Consider the following 17,474-nt stretch of genomic DNA (forward strand, 5'->3'; position numbering starts at 1 on the left):
CAGCATTAGCTGGCTAGGCATGAGGAGAACAAAATGAACCAATTAATCGACGTCAAAAACATCGCGCTCGAACCAGATCAACTGGTCAATAACGATAAGATTGCGACCCCGATGTACACCAGCTCGGCGCTGTTTGAGCAAGAGCAAGAGAAGATTTTCCGTAACACCTGGGTATGGGTAGCGCATACCAGCGAGATCCCCGATAAGGGGTCTTTCAAGCTGTCCAAAGTAGGTCGTGAACCGGTCATCGTGGTACGTGACCGTAAGGACAATATCCATGTAATGGTTAATCGCTGCCGCCACAGGGCAGCGACGGTGTGCGAGGTTCACAAGGGCAAGACCTCATCTTTCCAATGCCCTTATCACGGTTGGGGCTATGGACTCGATGGCAGCCTGCGTGCTTTGCCGAATCCCGAACAGTATGGCGATGATTTCGATAAGTCACAGCATGGGATGCTCAAGCTACGCGTTGAAAGCTATCAGGGCATGGTCTTCGCCACTTTCAACGAGGGCATTGAGCCATTGGAAGACTTCCTTGGTGCTGCCAAGAAGTGGATCGATCTGTTTATGAAACAGGGCGGTGGATACCCTGTAAAAACCCTTGGCGAACATCAGTTTTCGGTGCCAATGAACTGGAAGGTTCAGCTCGAGAACACCACCGACGCCTATCACTTTCCGATCGTGCATAAGTCCTTCCTGCAATCCCTCGATGAGGAAGCCGAAAAGACGTTCACCTTCCTTGATGGCGAAGGCTTCGTTGAAGACCTGGGTAACGGTCACTCCGTCATGGTCATGATTCCCGAACTCGTCGATCTAGAGGAGGACCTCGATCGCAAGATTCCAGAGCGTTTTGCAGAGCTGGCGCAGGCGCTGCGCGACGAAGGCTACCCGGAAGACCAAGTCCGTCGCATTGTGCGCGCGGTAGGTGGCTCTGGGTTCAACCTTAATCTATTCCCCAACGTGGCGTGCTCAATGGCCTTCTTCCGGGTGTTGACGCCCGTTGCTGTCGATAAAACTGATATTCGCCACATTGCCATTGGTATGGAGGGAGGTCCCGACATCGCCAATCGCGTACGTCTGCGCTTGCATGAACACTTTCAGGGCCCCATGGGCTTTGGTTCTCCCGACGATGCCGAGGTCTGGGAGCGAATCCAGCGGGGGGTCGATGGCGGTGCTGAACTACCGATTCTGGTCAATCGTGGCATCGAGAAGGAAGTGCCGGGCGAGGCAGGGCCACGTGGTCATGTATCGGATGAAACGGGCATGCGTGCCGCCTATGCGATGTGGAAACGGATGATGCAGGAGTGAACGAAATGAACGCAATCGACAATGAAAGCCTGCTCTGGCAGGTCACGCAGTTTATCTGGCACGAAGCGGCGATTCTGGACGCAAAAGAGTACGACGCTTGGCTTGATCTGTGGCAGCCAGAGGGCTTGTACATCATTCCTATCGAGGACGCCGACGATTACGCGGCAGTGCTCAACCTCTGTTACGACGATGACAAGATGCGCCGGGATCGTATTAAACGCTTCCAGGATGGTTTCTCGATCTCTTCGGCACCCCCTGCCGTCACCGTACGCACCTTGTCTCGTTTTGTGATCGATGCCGTCGATGGCAATACGGTTGTCGTTTCATGCGCGGAGCACCTGATTGAAGACAAGTTTGGGCGTCAGCGCATTTGGGCCGCCAATGTGCGCTACACCCTCACGTCCTCCGATACCGGCTTCCGTCTTCAGGAGAAGGTGGTTCGTCTACTCAACTCTGATGGAGTGCTGAATTCGTTCAGCTATTTGTTCTGATGAGCGTACCACTACCCGACAAAATTCAGACCGCGGTGGTGACCGGCGGCGCACGTGGACTCGGGGTTCACATCGTACGCGCACTGCATAAGGCGGGGTTTCGTGTCGTTATCACCGATATCGACACCGGCCCCGCCGAAGCGCTGGCATCCGAGCTCGACCTGGCCGGGGAAACCGCGGTGACCGCAACCCTCGATGTCGCCAAGCCAGAGGATTTCCAGTGCGTGCTGGACAAGATTGTCGCGCGCTGGGGCAGTTGCGAAGTGCTGGTCAATAACGCAGCCCGAACCGCTGTACAGGGAGTGTTTGATATTGACCCAGCCCACTTTAACGAAGTGATGACCACCAACGCTGGCAGTGTCTTTGCCGGTTGCCAGATCTTTGGTCGCCACTTCAGAGAGCGTGGCTATGGGCGCATCGTCAACCTGGCGTCGCTGGCAGGGCAGAACGGCGGTACCGCCACTGGCGCTCATTATGCAGCCTCCAAGGGTGCCATTCTGACCTTGACCAAGATTTTCGCCCGCGATCTGGCGGCGGACGGGGTGACCTGCAACGCCATTGCGCCGGGGCCGCTGGATACCCCGATGGTGCGTGAGGTACTCGGTGACAATCTGGATAAAGCGCTTGCCAATATCCCCGTAGGCCAGCTGGGTTCCCCTGAGCTGGTCGCGCAAATGGTGAGCTTTCTTGCCAGCCCTCAGGCGTCTTTTGTAAACGGTGCCTGCTGGGACGTCAATGGCGGCATTTACATGCGCTGAGCATCTGGAGATGACAATGCAAGATGACATCATGACCCTGCACGTTGTGCGCCGCGATATTCATACCAATGAGATCGCAGTGATCGATCTGGCTGCTGAGAGTGGCGCTGATCTGCCTGCCTTTGAAGCAGGCGCCCACATTGATATTCACCTTGATGAAGGGCTGGTGCGCCAATACTCGCTGAGTAATCCCCCAGGGGAGCGCCACCGTTATCGGCTCGGGGTGCTGCTCGACCCCGCTTCGAGGGGAGGGTCCAAGGCAGTACACGAACGCCTACACGAAGGTGTCCAGGTGAAGGTTGGCGTGCCACGCAATCTATTCCCACTGGATGGATCGGCACCGCATAGCCTGTTGGTGGGCGGTGGCATCGGTATTACGCCAATGATTGCCATGGCGTACGAGCTGCGCGATACCGGACATTCCTTCGAGTTGCATTACTGCTGCCGTGGGCGTGAAAAGGCAGCTTTTATTGACGAGCTTGAATCCGCCTTTGGCGATGCGTTAGTGATGCACTTCGATGATGGGGAGGCCTCTCAGCGGTTGGAAATAGAGGCTTTGCTGGGGTCACAACCAGCCCATACCCACCTCTATGTATGTGGCCCCACCGGTTTTATGGACTGGGTGATTAATGCCGCCCGCCAGGCGGAGTGGCCGCAGAGCCGTGTGCATTCAGAGTACTTCTCTGCAGAAGTGGATACCAGTGGCACTGCTTTTGAGGTGGAGGCGGTTGCCAGCGGCGTCACCGTTCAGGTGGAAGAGGGCATGTCCATCGCCCAGGCGCTCAAGGCGGCGGGCGTCAAGGTCAATGTTTCCTGTGAAGAGGGGGTTTGCGGCACCTGTATTTGCGAGGTGCTGGAGGGCACTCCCGATCACCGTGACCACTTTCTCAGCGAAGAAGAAAAGGAAGATAACGACCAGATTGCCGTGTGCTGCTCCAGAGCCAAAAGCGCACGCCTAGTCATCGACCTTTGATCTGCCAGCGTAAAGGGAAACCGTATGCACGCCGTCAAAACAAGACTCTGTGAGTCGATTCTAAACCTGTGTGGCCTCTGCCTGTTACTGATCGCCTTTGTCATTGGTGCGGGCGTGTTGATGCATCTGTTTGGAGTGTCGCAACTCATTGCGTTTGAAACGCCCCATTGGCTGGTGGGGGGAGCAATTACGTTCAACTCTTTGATGGGGTTACAGGTACTGCTTTTTGCAGTAGCCATCATGATGGCTATCGCCCCAGTCTTGCTGCTGGATCGGCACGTTAGGGTTGATGTGTTCCACTCCCGTTTATCGGCACGCTATCGGCATGCGATCGATATTGTCGGGCATGCACTGTTCGGTATTCCTTTCTTTGCGTTGCTACTTCTTCCCGCCTATCGATTTGTCGAGCGCGCCTACCTGACCAGTGAGCGCTCGACAGATGGGGGGCTGACGGACATATACGTTATCAAGGCCACCCTGCCTATCGGTATCACCCTGTTTTTGGCGGTGCTGGTGTATCTGTTAGTGAAACGAACTTGGTTATTTATGTCAGGGAGTTCGGATCATGCTTGAACTCTGGCTGCCTCTTTCTATGGTGCTGCTGCTATTTGCGGGTATTTTGTCGGGCTATCCGGTGGCACTGGTGTTGGGTGGGGTGTCGGCCATTTTTCTGCTGTTTTCAGACCTCCCCTTGGCCTTCTCCAATCTCATGTTGACGCGCGTATACGCGAACGCGCTGAGCAACTGGCTCTACGTTGCCATCCCGATGTTCATCATGATGGGGTTGCTGTTGGAGCGAACCGGCTTGGCCCGTGATGCTTTCCGCGTCAGTGAACGCTTGCTGCGCAGGCTTCCTGGCCATCTCGCGCTGACGGTGCTGTTCATCGGCGGGTTGATGGCAGCAACTACTGGTGTTGTTGGCGCTTCCGTTGTCCTGCTGGCGGTACTGGCGCTGCCTCGAATGCTCGATGCTGGCTACTCAGCATCGGCGTCGGCGGGGCTCATTTCAGCCTCGGGCACGCTAGCCATTCTGATGCCGCCTTCCGTTATGCTGATCATTCTATCCAGCCTGGTGTCGGTACCCGTCGGCCATCTGTTCAAGGCTGCCTTGATCCCGAGTGCTTTGTTGCTACTGCTCTACACCCTCTATTCGCTTGCCCTTGCATGGGGGCAGCGGCATTCACCTTTAACGGATATCAAACGCCCAGATGAGCAGCAAGGTGGCGGCGTTGGGCGCAACCTGCTGGCGTTATTCCCTTTCCTCGTACTGATCCCCATCGTACTGGGGACCATCGTCTATGGGGTGGCGACGCCTACGGAGGCCAGCGGTGTGGGCGTGCTGGCGGTGTTGGGGTTTGCCGGTGTCATGCGGAAAATTGATGTGGAATCGGTAATGGCAGCGGCGAGAGAGACCGTTGTCTCCACTGCCATGATCATGATGTTGGTCATTACGGCGACCTGCTTCTCGCTAATTTTTAAAGGGGTCGGCGGTGATGGCTTAATTCGCAGCAGCTTGGGACTGATGGGGGGAGGCAGCTGGAGCGTGTTAATCCTCATCCTATTGCTGGTTTTCGTGCTGGGGTTCTTTCTGGACTGGCTGGAAATATCCTTGATTCTGATGCCTATCTTTGTGCCTATCATCACCCAGCTGGAACTGTCGAATGGGCTTACCGGTGGAGCGCTGCTGGTGTGGTTTGCCATTCTGTTTGCTATCAATTTGCAGACTTCCTTTCTCACTCCCCCGTTCGGCGTATCGCTCTTCTATTTGAAAGGGGCCGTGGGTGATCGCGTTGCCACTCTGGATATTTATCGAGGCGTACTGCCCTTCATCGCCATCCAGCTGTTCGTCTTGCTACTGATCCTGCTGTTTCCGGGGCTGCTCATGCTGTAGCCGTTGTGTCAACCATCACCGCACAGAACTTACGACACAGAACTTAGGAAATGGAACTTAGGAAATAGAACTTACTAAACAAATAGAACAGGAGTTAACACCATGAAGTTGTCTTTGAAGAGCACCATTATCGGTACTGGAGCGTCGCTACTCGCCTCCACCGCGATGGCCCAGAATTTGACCCTGCAATCCGCTTTTCCCTTCAGTCTTGAGGTCATTGATACCTCAATACATCGCTTTGTCGAGGATGTCTCCACGGCGACCAACGGGGAGCTGACCTTCACTCCTTATGATGCCGGATCCTTTTCGCCCCCCTTCGAAATTCTGGAAAACGTCGGTAACGGCAGCCTGGACGCAGGTTGGTCAGCCGCCAGCTACTGGGCAGGTCAGATTCCGGCTGCCGCGCTGTTTCAAAGCATTCCCTTCGGCCCTGATGTACCTAAGTACCTGTCCTGGCTATATGGCGGCGGCGGTCTCGAACTGTGGGAGGCGCTGTACGCACCCCATAATGTCGTACCGATTCCCTGCGGCAGCATGATCTCTGAAGCGGGCGGATGGTTCACCGAGGAAATCACTAGTGTTGAAGACCTCAATGGCATGAGCATGCGCATTAGTGGTCTGGGTGGAGAGGTGATTAGTCGCTTGGGAGTGTCGCCAGTTTCCATTCCTGCTGGCGAGACGTTTCTCGGGCTTGATACGGGGCGCATTGGTGCCGCTGAGCTCAGCTTTCCCACCATTGATACCAGTGCGGGCTTCTTTGAAGTTGCCAAGCACTACTACTTCCCTGGTTGGCACCAGCCCGGCAGCCTCAATGAACTGCTGGTTAACGCTGACGTGTGGGCCGGCTTGGCAGAAAGCCAGCGCTTGGCCGTGCGCAATGCCTGCAGTGATTTGAGCATTCGTATGTTTGCCCACGATATGCAGGCTCAATCCGCCGCCCTGGAAGAGTTTCGCAGCGCTGGAGTAACCGCTGAACGCTTCCCTGAAGAGGTGTTGGCTGCCTTGCAGTTGGCCACAGAGGAGGTGCTGGAAGAAGCGGCTCAGCGTGATAATGACTTTGCCGACGTCATTGAGTCGTATCAAAACTTTAGCGAGCGCTATGACGAGTACCGCGAACTGACTGCTTTTTAACAGTCGTCAGCACATCAATCTAGTGCGGATGATGAGGATAGCTATGCCTACCGTTCACGTATACATGATGTCAGGAAGAACCTCTCAGCAAAAAGAGGCACTGATCAGTGAGGTGACCGATGCCGTGGTCTCTTCGTTAAGTGCACCTAAAGAGAATGTACGGGTGATTATCAGCGAGGTGCCCAAAAGTGAATATGGGATAGGTGGCGTCACCGGTGAAAAACTAGGCCGCTGATACTCCTCTGCATAAATAGTACAAGAGAGACAGTTTATGAGTATTGATACCAGAGATTTTAGAAACGCCCTGGGAAAGTTCGCCACTGGCGTAACAGTGATAACCACCCGTGATACGGGAGGTGAGCACTATGGCGTAACGGCAAGCAGCTTCAATGCCGTCTCCATGACACCGCCGTTGATTCTATGGAGCATCGATAAAAGCGCCTACAGCCGAGATGCTTACTGCCAGGCGGAGTACTTTGTGGTCAATGTACTGGGCAGTGATCAGGTGCCTATCTCTAACCGTTTCGCCCAGCGGGGTGAGAACAAGTTTCAGGGAATCGACCTTGAAGAGGGGGTAGGGGGTAGCGCACGAATAGTGGGCGCCGTGGCCCATTTTGAGTGCCGCACCTGGCAGGTTTACGAAGGCGGAGATCACTTCATCATCGTCGGGGAGGTGCTGAAGTATGACTACCAGGATGGTCGTGGCGCTTTAGTCTTCCACAATGGGCGCTATGCCCTGCCTGAGCCCCATCCGATGACGATTCCCCAAGAGGAGGTCGAGACGGGAGAGGGCCTGCTGGGCCATCACTTTCTCTATCTGTTGCGTCAGTCCCTGTCTGCCTATCGTAAGGATTTCTATCCTCGCCTCGAACACATGGGAGTGGATGAGAAGGAGTGGCGGGTGCTGACCCTGCTGCTTGATCGAGGAGCGCTGCCCCTTGAAACCATTGCCCAACGTGTTGCTCAGCCCATCGAAGACCTGAAGGACACTTTAAGCGGTCTGACCCGCCGGGGGCTGGTAAGTGACCGTGATGATAACCCCTCTACCGTTGCCCTGACGAAGGAGGGAGGCGAGTTGGCGCGCAAGCTGCTGCAAATGGCGCGGGAGTATGAGCAGAAGGTATTTGAAGGCGTGAGCGAGGAGGAGGTGAGCGCTCTGAAAGCGGGGCTTGAGCGTGTTATTGGGCAGCTAGGAACTCTCTGACGAGTCACGACGAAGAGTAGAAAGTAGCGCTACCACCAGAGGAAAATGATATGACGGAAGTGTCTGCAACAGCGTTTAAACGGCTTATGGATCGCGTCGATACCCTAGAGGCCGAGTCCGAAATTCGTCGGATTCAAACCCGGTATATGTTTCTTTGTGACACCCCTATGCCGGAGTACGGTGTCGAGAATGATGAGCAGCGCATTAATCAAATCATGGCGCTCTATACTGAGGATGCAGTGTGGGAGGGGGTCGGTGAGTATTACGACGGTCAGTTTGGACGTCTAGAGGGAGCAACGGCTATTCGACGCCACTTCGAGAATTTCTGGGGGCAGAAAAAAGATCCTCAATTACTCCTGAATGTGCACTACCTGACCTCTGAACAGATTCACGTCAAAGGCAATACAGCGACTGGACAGTGGGTGCACTGCCAGCCGTGGATTTTTTCTGATGGTAGCTCGCTTCTACGTTCATCACGGCTTAACAACGCTTTTAGGAAGCAGGATGACGGGCGCTGGTTAATTACCCGTACACGGACGGAAAATGTGTTTGTAGCCCCCTTGAAAGAGGGCTGGGCAACGGACTTTCCTGCTGCATCGGTGTTAATGAAACCCTAGCCCATGGGGAGTCAGTGTTCATTAGCAGCACCTATTCAGTTTAGTCGGGTGCTGCTAAATCTTTGAATTCAGGATATGAACTATCGAGTTTAATTATTCTCGCTAAGGTATTTTTTTTGAGGCTATAATTATAAAGCTCTGTTTGGAGGTTCTCCATGAATAAACTGACTGCTAATAATTTGGAGCGCTGGAACTATTCTGTGCATGCCGTTTGCGGGAACTTTTTAACACATCCATCCGATCACATTAATACCTTTATTGGCAATATCCAGCATCACGACTTGGGGGGGCTCAACCTAGCAGATATTAGGGTCAATGCTAGCTCAATTCGGCGTGAACGCGGTAATGCGGATCGTGGTGATGATCGTTACTATTTCCTTGTTTTACAAAGAGCAGGCCAAATGGGAGTCGTTCATCATGATAAGAACTTTGCATTAAACCCCGGTGATATGGCCCTTTTGGATTCAGCACAACCATTTGAAATGCAGCCAAAAGGGCTTATTAGTCAGCTATCTATCCACCTTGAGCGGGATGCAGTTGATAGGTTCCTTCCTGCTCATAGCTGTCGCTTTGGGAAACTCCAACAGTCCAGTCTTAGCGGCCGTTTGCTGCACGGAATGCTGCAACAAATGATCGAAGGAAAGACAAGTATTAAAATCGATAACCAGCATGGGGAAGCGCTACAGGACGCCTTGATTAGTTTATTGTGTCCATCACTACGGATGAATGGAACTATAAAAAATGGTAGCTCATTATTTCAACTAGCAGAGCAGTTGATTAATGAATCGCTGCTTGACCCTCCATCACCTGCAGAGATAGCAGCCCGCCTCAACGTATCAGTACGTCATCTCTATCGTCATTTTGAACTCAATGGAGTTAGCATAGGACGGTATATTCAGCGACAACGTCTGCGCTACAGCGCTCGAGAACTAGCCCAGATTGGTAACACTTCCAAGACTATTACCACAATTGCTTATAAGTGGGGGTTTTCAGATTCCGCACATTTTTCACGAGCCTTTAAGCGACAATACGGTATGACGCCACGAGACTACTGTGCACGGAATAAGGATATTCATGAAGCTGCAATCTCAAGTTCCAATCAAAATATGATTGAGGATTTGTGATCTATTGACGTAACCAATTCATGCGGTGCAGATACACAACCAATTCGCAAGTTCTCCATAGGAGTAAGATGGCGGTAGCAAGGTATAAATAGGTGTTGCTCTGCGTCACTGAGACCGCCATGTATTGAGCGTCGAAGCTACTAAGGAAGGTCTGAAAAAGTCACGGCCATCAGCGATAATACGGCTAACGTCAACTGCATAGGATTCAGTGCTGCCATGGATCAACTCACCTTCTCTGAAGCCGAATACCAGAACAAGAAGAGAAAGACCCGCCGCGAACTCTTTCTGGAGCGGATGGACAAGCTGATTCCCTGGCCTCGGTTGGAGAAGAAGGTAGCCCGTTATTATCCTAAGGGCGGGAGCGGACGGCCTCCGTATCCGCTGTCTGCCATGCTCAGAGTCCACTGCATGCAGTTGTTCTACAACCTGAGCGATCCGGCCATGGAAGACGCCCTCTACGAAATCGAATCCATGCGCCAATTCGTCGGTTTGAAGCTGGATCGATTGCCGGATGAAACGACGATTCTCAAGTTTCGCCATTTTCTGGAACGCCACGGCCTTGGCAAGGTGTTGTTCCAGGAAGTGAACAAGCATCTGGAGAAAAATGGTCTGATGCTGCGTGAAGGGAGCATTGTCGATGCCACGATCATCTCTGCGCCTAGTTCCACCAAAAACAAAAAAGGCGAGCGCGATCCGGAAATGCACCAGACTAAAAAAGGGGGCTCTTGGCACTTTGGCATGAAAATGCACATAGGTGTCGACGATAAGCTTGGGTTGATTCACAGCATCGAGACCACGGCTGCCAATGTCCATGACATTGTGCCTGCCGACAAGCTGCTTCACGATGAAGAGCAACGCGTTTTCGGTGATGCCGGTTACCTGGGCATTCAAAAACGAGACGAGCACAAACATCGTAGCGACGTCTCTTGGTATATAGCCAAACGACCTGGCACCCGTAAAAAGCTGGATGCTAGGCAACAGAAAGTTGAAAAGATCAAAGCCAGTATCCGTGCCAAAGTGGAGCACCCCTTTCGATACATCAAACACGTTTTTGGTTATGGCAAGGCTCGCTATCGTGGACTGGCCAAAAACACCCAGCGCCTGCACTTGCTGGCGGCGTTCAGCAACCAGCTGATCAGTGAGAAATACCTGTGGGAATAGGGTTATTGCGCCCGTTTCCCGCTCAATGAGTGGGAAACAGGCAAAAATAGACAAAGAACGGGAGAAGAGTGGCTGAATTTTCGTTTTTTTGTCGGTTCAAGTGAGCGTTGACGAATATCGGCAGTTATTCAGACCTTCCCTAACGTTGTCCGCCGAACCATTGAAGCATTCTTAGTAGCGTATTATAACTGATTTGAGTTCAGTATAATCTTCAATGAACGCACTACCGAACTCTCGCCCTACACCTGATGACTTGATGCCGCCAAAGGGTACGGCTGGATCAAGGTAGGTATGCATGTTGACATATACTGTGCCTGTCTCGATTTTTGGTATCAGTTGAAGTATGGTCGATAGATCGTTACTCCAGATACTGGCGGTTAGCCCAAAAGGTGAGTCATTGATAAGATTAGGTAGCTCATCGATGTCGTCATAGGGAAGTAATGTGATAATTGGGCCGAAGGTTTCCTCATGCAACATTCGATCCTGAGCGCTATTTGCCAGCAGTAGTGTGGGCTCAATAAAGTAACCGGGCCGATCCAGTGCTTTGCCGCCGAAAACTACTTGGCATTCCTGTTGGGCTATCTTCAGGCACTGCATCACCTTGTTAAACTGTGGCTGGTTGGCTAGCGGGCCGTATTGAACCTCTTCATCCAGGGGTGAGCCAATGGTTATCTGCTTTAACGAGCGAATGAATGCTGCTATCACCTCTTCCAGGCGATCCCGGTGCACATATACCCGTTCAGGCGCTGCACAAACCTGCCCCTGGTGGACATAGCCTGTTTGAACCAACCCGGCAACGGCTGCGTCAACATCGGCATCTGGAAGTAGTACGGCCGCATTTTTTCCGCCCAGTTCAAGTGTGACGCGTGTAAGATCCGAAGCCATGGCGGCTTGACCGACCTTGATCCCAGTAGGTACTGAGCCTGTGAAAGACACTTTGGCGATATGGGGATGTTCGATCAATGCCTTGCCAACTTCTCCCGTGCCATTGACGACATTCAATGTGCCAGCAGGTATACCTGCTTCAATCGCAAGTTCGGCCAGGCGCAGCAAGGTCAGAGGGGTAAACTCGCTGGGTTTAAGAATCAGTGTGCAACCTGTTACCAGTGCTGCTGCAATCTTCCATACGCCAATCATGACCGAGAAATTCCATGGCACAATGCCGACCACTACGCCGACGGGCTCACGGCGGGTAAGGGCAGTATACTGTTCTCCACCGATAGACGGGAACGAGGGGGTCATCGTTTCGCCGTTAATTTTGGTTGCCCAACCTGCATAATAGCGTAGGAATATGGCACTCTGTCCGACCTCAAACATCCGTGACAAGTGTATAGACTTGCCCGAACACAATGTTTCCAGTTGAGCTAGTTCCTCGCCATTGGCCTCAATAAGGTCAGCCAAGCGATTCAGGAGCACGCCACGCCGATAAGGAGAGATGTTAGCCCAGCTGCCCTTGAAAGCGTTACGAGATGATTCGACCGCGGTAGAAATGTCATTCATATCAGCGGCTGCGATATGGGTGATGGTTTCTCCATCAGCAGGGTTTACGATGGGAATGCCAGTTTTATTGGTACCGAATCGATACTGGCCATCAATGAAGTGAGCCAGGTCGCGCTGAAGGAAATTGCGGACTTGTGGTAATAACTGAATGTCGCTCATGATATCTCCTGTAATTAAGTCACGGGTTTTAGAGAGGAAGGGAGATATTCAGCCAAAACTTGCTACCTTCCGGGCGATTACGCACATCAAACTCATGCTGGTAGCGGCCCTGGATATTGAATCCAGCAGTCGATGTGTAAGAAAACTGAGGACCAAGGGCTATCGCACGTCCTTTGAAGTCACCGAAGGCCGCGCCTTCACCGCTATCACTGCTAACCTGCCTGTAAACATATCCCCCTATACCTGCTCCCCAGTTACCCACATGCCTAGCAGCAACAAAGTCTGCGTGGAGTTCGTGGCCAGATTGGTATTGAGTATCTTTATTCTCGAAGTTATGGTCGAACATGGTCTTCATAGAGAACTCGTAGCCTTTTGGATTACGGTACGTGAAGGCAAAGAGGGGTTCTAACGTGACGTAATTTCGGCCTATATTCGCGAGTGCATCTCTGTCATAGCGGCCGGTCGGTAAGTAAATATCCATGCCTGCAATCCAGTGCCAATTGCCACTATGCCAACCAATAGCCAATGGATTGAAAATGAAGTCACCCATCCCCGAACGGTTCTGTTGAGCTCCACTGCCCATATTGACATCGACATCGGCAGCAACTAGAAGGGCATGCATCGCCCAGTTGCCTCCCAGGATCTGTCGTTCGGATACGTGAATGGCACGTAAAATGGTTGCTGTGCTTTCGACCGAAAAGTTATCAAAAGCAGGGTTGTCATTAGCAAAGTTGTCGGCGGTGTAAAAAGTGTTATAACTGACCAAATAATTTCCCGGCGGTGGCATCGCACCGGTCATGAAGCCTTCGCTGCCATTCGCATAGGCTCCCCCACCACCTTCAGTAGCCATGGCAGATTGCCCTAATACGAGAAGAACAAGAAGTGTTGCCGTGATTAGAAAAAAGCGCTTGAAGAAATTCATGGATATGTCCTCAATCCAAGGCCTGGTGATCAGAACTGCAGACCTGTAAAGCGTAAAAATATTGGGAAGTCAGGAGGTTGCTGGATATGCGACTACCTGTCTTAGCGTGCCTCGGGCTTCGCTCCCTGCGCCTGACCTGTTGCATGAGAAATGGATTGTTTGCCAAGTACCAAATCTGCCCCGCGTTCACCCAACATGATGGCTTGAGCATTGGTATTGCCACTGCTAATTTGCGGGCAAGCAGAGAGGTCAATGACTCGCAGGTTGGCCACTCCATGCACACGCATATGAAGGTCGGTCACCGAGGTAGAAGGATGTGTGCCGATTCGGCAAGTCCCCCCGGGGTGATACACGGTTTTGATGGATTGGCGTATAAATTTTTCGATCCCGCTTGTATCACGCCAATCAATGTCTTCTGGTGCGGTCACCTTCTTAATAAGCCCTTTGAGTGCAGGTTGCTGCATGAGCTTAAGACCAATCTGAACGGCTCGGATTTGGCCATCTAAGTCATCTTGGTCACCGAGATAGTTCGGATCGATAAGTGGTAGATCGGTTGGATCTGAGCTGCGCAACCGCACTTCACCACGTGCTTTGGGGCGAAGGTGGCCAACTTTGACAGTCAACCCATGTTCTGCAGCGGGTGGTGCTTCACCTGGTGTATTGTCGAAATTATCCAGAACAGGTAAAAACATTAGCTGAATGTCCGGTCGGCCAACTCCCAAACTATCGATGAACGCACCACCTTCCAGAATATTGCTGGTCAATAGGCCGCTACGGAATGCTAGCCATTGCGCCATATGTTTGATGCCGCGAAGACCTTTATCTTCGCCCAGTATGCTGTTTTGTGAGTGAGTAGTGGCGTTGAGCGAGAGATGAAGGTGGTCATGAAAGTTTTGGCCAACGGGTAGGTCAATTATTGGCTCAATACCGAGACTGGACAGATGTTCTTTGGGCCCGATACCTGAGAGCATAAGTATCTTTGGACTGCCAAATGCGCCCGCACTCAGGATAACTTCTTTGCGTGCCCGAACGGTTATAGGCGTGCCGCTTTTTTGGCTAAATTCCACTCCTATCGCGCGGCCTTCTTCGATGATAACTCTGTGTATCAGAGTCCCTGTGATGACTGTTAGCTGGCTACTTTTTTGTGCAGTCTTAAGATAGGTTCTAGAGACGCTGGCACGAGCGCCATTTTGTGTAGTCGTTTGATAAAAGCCGATGCCTTCCTGAGTAGCGCCATTAAAATCATTAACGTAGGGAAGGCCCATCTCCTGGCCCGCGCGCACAAAAGCCATTGTTAATGGGTGTCGATAGCGGTTCTCACTGACAGGTAGAGGGCCGTTTTGACCGTGGTACTGGCCGCTAAGGCTCTCGTTTGATTCCGCTTTTCGGAAGTAGGGCAGTACGTCTTGGTAACCCCAGCCGGTGCAATCCCACTGAGTTACCCAGTCATCGTAGTCTTTGTGCTGACCACGAATGTAAATCATCCCATTTACCGAACTTCCACCACCCAGTACTTTTCCCTGCGCGATGATCATTTCGCGGTGATTGCAGTGCTGCTGAGGTACTGTCATGTAGGGCCATGACTTTTGTTGAAATACTTTTACCACTGTCGCGGGGATGGTATGGAAAGGGCTGCTATCTTTGCCCCCAGCTTCGAGTAATAAGACGCTCCCCGCATTATTTTCGATCAAACGGCTGGCAACAACACAGCCTGCTGAGCCAGCGCCAACCACAATATAGTCATATTCCTGTCTGTACATTAGAGGCCTCGTCATTGGAATTTTATTCTGCTCCTATTCAAGTTGATTTTGTCAGCAGAAAATTGATCAGGGTGGACAAACTATTTGTACCTGGCTGCCCGAAATTAATTGCGTTTTTTGAATATCGGTTGCGCATTGTGGATATCCGTCAGTAACGCTATGGATATACTGTTTAATAACCATGAAGGCGTTAACACGTCGCGAAGATAAATATGAACGTCAGCGTTACTGACGGTGGGCATGGTTGCTATGCCGCGGCAATCGAGGTGGTTGAAAAAGAGTTAGAGGTCACGCGGTGCATTCAGGTTAGTACTAGCAAGGATGGACTATCTTTAACATACATCCTGGCGGAGGCTCGTGGCCTCCATGCTAGATAATGATTGTATTGCGGGAGTTTGTTACTGGAAGACTCTCAGTGATGGCTCTTTGGTTCCGCGTCTCGATTGGCAGCTTGCTGCTGCGTTCATCACGACTTAACAACATGTTTCGAAAGCAGGGCGGAGGGGGGTAGTTCAACGCCCTTACGTGAATGGAAAATGCCTTTGTCATCCTTGTGAGGCTGGGCAACAGGCTTTCCTGCTGCGTAGGTTCTGCTCAAACCGTAAGGCTTAAGGCTAATGCTCTTTTCCATTGCTTCCCCAAGAATAGCTATCGTGGGTGCCGGCGCCATCGGTACTACCCTAGCGGCGCGCCTTGCAGTGGCAGGGTATACCGTCAGCGTGTTGGCTCGGGGTGATTCTCTGGCGGCCATAAAGCGAAAGGGTGTCTGCCTTATCGATCAGCAGGGGCAACACACCGCCAGCGTCATTGCTGCGGATAATGGTGGTGAGCTCGGTAAGCAAGACATCGTATTTCTGTGTACTAAAGCGCACTCTGTACCCTCCCTGTTGCCACAACTACAACCTCTGTTCGGCCAACATACATGCTTGGTGCCCATGGTGAACGGTACGCCGTGGTGGTTACTCATGGATGCCGTGGAGCCTTGTGCCGCCAACACAGCCCCTATAGCAACAGCCCCTATAGAAACAGTCCATATAAAAGCGGTAGACCCTGAAGGTGAGCTGGTTCGCTGCCTACCTGCCAGCGCCATCATCGGATGCGTCGTCTATATTTCGGCACATCTGCAGGCACCGGGCGTCGCGATCTCTAATACCCCGCCGCGACTGATTGTTGGCGATATAGTCGCCACGCCCGACGCCGCGAATGGTCGTATGGAAACGCTTGTTAAGGTATTGGAAAACGGTGGCATCACGACGCGCCATACAGAGCGTATTAGAGATGCCGTATGGAGCAAAATCGCTGCGAATTTGACGTCCAACCCCCTCTCGGTGATGACAGGTGCCACGTTGGCACAGCTGTATAGCCACCCCTCTCTGCAAAAGGTCGTAAGCCAGCTTTTTGAAGAAACTCATCTTACGGCGCAAGCCTATGGCGGTCGACTTGAGATGACGTTGCAGGAGCTTCTTGATCTTGGCGAACGCATGGGTGCTGTCAGAACCTCTATGCTGCAGGACTATCAACTGGGGCGCGCTCTTGAACTCGCGGCGATTGTTGAGGGAGTGATCGAACTGGCGGATAGGAAGCGTATTCCCGTCCCCACCATCAAGTCCATTCTTCACCTTACGCGATACTTTGAAGACAGCGCTCTTCGTCAGTCACATGCCCACGGTGGCAAGGAGAATTCTTAGATGACTATTAAGCCGTTACCCATGCCGAATAACGTTCTCAAACCCGATCACTGCAGTGAAGAGGAGTGGCAGCAGCGCGTTAAACTCGCCTACTGTTACCATCTAGTCGATTTTTTCGGCTGGACAGAAACCATTTTCAACCATATATCTGCTCGAGTACCGGGCTCTGAAAACCATTATCTGGTTAATCCCTTCGGCCTTAACTACACGGAAGTAACACCGCTTAATCTGTTGAAGGTCGACCTGGACGGCAATAAGGTTGAGGCCTCTGAGTACAACGCCAATCCCGCTGGCTTTGCTCTGCATAGTGCTGTGCATGGGGCGCGGGAGGATATCCACTGCCTGCTACATACCCATACCATACCCATATCGGCCATCGTGCAGAAGAAAAAGGGCTTTACCCACCACGATTTCTACGGTGCTCAGCTCTATGGTCGTGTGGGGTATCATAATTTTGAAGGCATCACGCTCTTCGCCGACGAGAAAACGCGCATGCTGGAGAGTCTGGGTAACAAGCATGTTCTGGTGCTACGTAACCATGGGATAGCCGTGGGCGAGTCCTCGATTGAGAAGGCGCTGTTCCTACTGTGGACCGTCCAGCGGGCGGCGGAAAACCAGTGCGCAGCAGGGGCTTTGGGTGGCGAGGATGTGGAAATCGATGTCTCCATCAGCCAAAAGTGTGCCGACCTTACCGCCGAACTGATTCGTGAAAGCGGCTTCGCCAACGAGTTCTTTGCTGCCATGGTGCGCAAGCTTAAGTCTCAACGACCACTTCCTTTCTGACTGG

The 17,474-nt window shown here is 52.3% G+C and carries 17 protein-coding genes; 14 read left to right on the plus strand and 3 right to left on the minus strand.

Going from position 1 to position 17,474, the window contains the following annotated elements; all coding sequences use genetic code 11:
• Positions 1–33 precede the first annotated feature (33 nt).
• The 12 genes from HZU72_RS05965 to HZU72_RS06020 all read left to right on the plus strand — a co-directional run bounded on the left by HZU72_RS05965 (position 34) and on the right by HZU72_RS06020 (position 10,658).
• The gene (locus tag HZU72_RS05965) at positions 34–1,308 is read left to right on the plus strand and encodes an aromatic ring-hydroxylating oxygenase subunit alpha (RefSeq protein WP_141440312.1); all 1,275 of its coding nucleotides are present in this window, start codon (positions 34–36) and stop codon (positions 1,306–1,308) included.
• Between the two features lie 5 nt (positions 1,309–1,313).
• A complete protein-coding gene (locus HZU72_RS05970; RefSeq protein WP_141440313.1) occupies positions 1,314–1,799 on the plus strand; it encodes an aromatic-ring-hydroxylating dioxygenase subunit beta in 486 nt (161 codons plus the stop codon).
• A complete protein-coding gene (locus HZU72_RS05975) occupies positions 1,799–2,557 on the plus strand; it encodes an SDR family NAD(P)-dependent oxidoreductase (protein WP_141440314.1) in 759 nt (252 codons plus the stop codon). The genes HZU72_RS05970 and HZU72_RS05975 overlap by 1 nt, the downstream gene beginning before the upstream one ends.
• 16 nt (positions 2,558–2,573) lie before the next feature.
• A complete protein-coding gene (locus HZU72_RS05980) occupies positions 2,574–3,530 on the plus strand; it encodes a PDR/VanB family oxidoreductase (RefSeq protein ID WP_180090977.1) in 957 nt (318 codons plus the stop codon).
• 24 nt (positions 3,531–3,554) lie between these two features.
• Positions 3,555–4,103, plus strand: a complete 549-nt coding sequence (locus HZU72_RS05985; protein ID WP_180090978.1) for a TRAP transporter small permease subunit — start codon at positions 3,555–3,557, stop codon at positions 4,101–4,103.
• Positions 4,096–5,421, plus strand: a complete 1,326-nt coding sequence (locus tag HZU72_RS05990) for a TRAP transporter large permease (protein WP_141440317.1) — start codon at positions 4,096–4,098, stop codon at positions 5,419–5,421. Before HZU72_RS05985 ends, HZU72_RS05990 begins: the two co-directional genes overlap by 8 nt.
• 102 nt (positions 5,422–5,523) lie before the next feature.
• On the plus strand, positions 5,524–6,552 hold the full coding sequence (locus tag HZU72_RS05995; protein WP_141440318.1) for a TRAP transporter substrate-binding protein: 1,029 nt from the start codon (positions 5,524–5,526) through the stop codon (positions 6,550–6,552).
• 43 nt (positions 6,553–6,595) lie between these two features.
• Entirely contained in the window at positions 6,596–6,787 is a 192-nt protein-coding gene (gene thmT / locus HZU72_RS06000) for a 2-hydroxymuconate tautomerase (RefSeq protein WP_180090979.1), read from the plus strand.
• 36 nt (positions 6,788–6,823) lie between these two features.
• Entirely contained in the window at positions 6,824–7,756 is a 933-nt protein-coding gene (locus tag HZU72_RS06005; protein WP_180090980.1) for a flavin reductase, read from the plus strand.
• A gap of 50 nt (positions 7,757–7,806) precedes the next feature.
• Entirely contained in the window at positions 7,807–8,373 is a 567-nt protein-coding gene (locus tag HZU72_RS06010; RefSeq protein WP_180090981.1) for a nuclear transport factor 2 family protein, read from the plus strand.
• A gap of 155 nt (positions 8,374–8,528) precedes the next feature.
• Positions 8,529–9,497, plus strand: coding sequence for a transcriptional regulator FeaR (gene feaR, locus HZU72_RS06015; protein WP_180090982.1), 969 nt, complete (start codon positions 8,529–8,531; stop codon positions 9,495–9,497).
• 216 nt (positions 9,498–9,713) lie between these two features.
• Positions 9,714–10,658: an IS5 family transposase gene (locus tag HZU72_RS06020; protein WP_180090983.1), complete on the plus strand. Its 945-nt coding sequence runs from the start codon at positions 9,714–9,716 to the stop codon at positions 10,656–10,658.
• 171 nt (positions 10,659–10,829) lie between these two features.
• Here the strand turns inward: HZU72_RS06020 and HZU72_RS06025 are convergent, their stop codons facing one another.
• The 3 genes from HZU72_RS06025 to HZU72_RS06035 all read right to left on the minus strand — a co-directional run bounded on the left by HZU72_RS06025 (position 10,830) and on the right by HZU72_RS06035 (position 14,999).
• Positions 10,830–12,317, minus strand: a complete 1,488-nt coding sequence (locus HZU72_RS06025) for an aldehyde dehydrogenase family protein (RefSeq protein ID WP_180090984.1) — start codon at positions 12,315–12,317, stop codon at positions 10,830–10,832.
• 28 nt (positions 12,318–12,345) lie between these two features.
• Positions 12,346–13,239, minus strand: a complete 894-nt coding sequence (locus tag HZU72_RS06030; RefSeq protein WP_180090985.1) for a SphA family protein — start codon at positions 13,237–13,239, stop codon at positions 12,346–12,348.
• A 101-nt stretch (positions 13,240–13,340) separates the two neighbouring features.
• Positions 13,341–14,999 (minus strand): GMC family oxidoreductase, encoded by a 1,659-nt coding sequence (locus tag HZU72_RS06035; RefSeq protein WP_180090986.1) that lies wholly within the window; start codon positions 14,997–14,999, stop codon positions 13,341–13,343.
• Positions 15,000–15,616: 617 nt separating this feature from the next.
• Between HZU72_RS06035 and HZU72_RS06040 the strand changes: the two genes are divergently transcribed.
• Positions 15,617–16,687 carry a ketopantoate reductase family protein gene (locus HZU72_RS06040; protein WP_180090987.1) on the plus strand — a complete coding sequence of 357 codons (1,071 nt, stop codon included), beginning with the start codon at positions 15,617–15,619 and terminating at the stop codon, positions 16,685–16,687.
• Positions 16,688–17,470: a class II aldolase/adducin family protein gene (locus HZU72_RS06045; protein WP_180090988.1), complete on the plus strand. Its 783-nt coding sequence runs from the start codon at positions 16,688–16,690 to the stop codon at positions 17,468–17,470. It begins immediately after the preceding gene.
• Positions 17,471–17,474: the final 4 nt, after the last annotated feature.

It is taken from the genome of Vreelandella sedimenti (assembly GCF_013416325.1).
GTDB lineage: Bacteria > Pseudomonadota > Gammaproteobacteria > Pseudomonadales > Halomonadaceae > Vreelandella > Vreelandella sedimenti.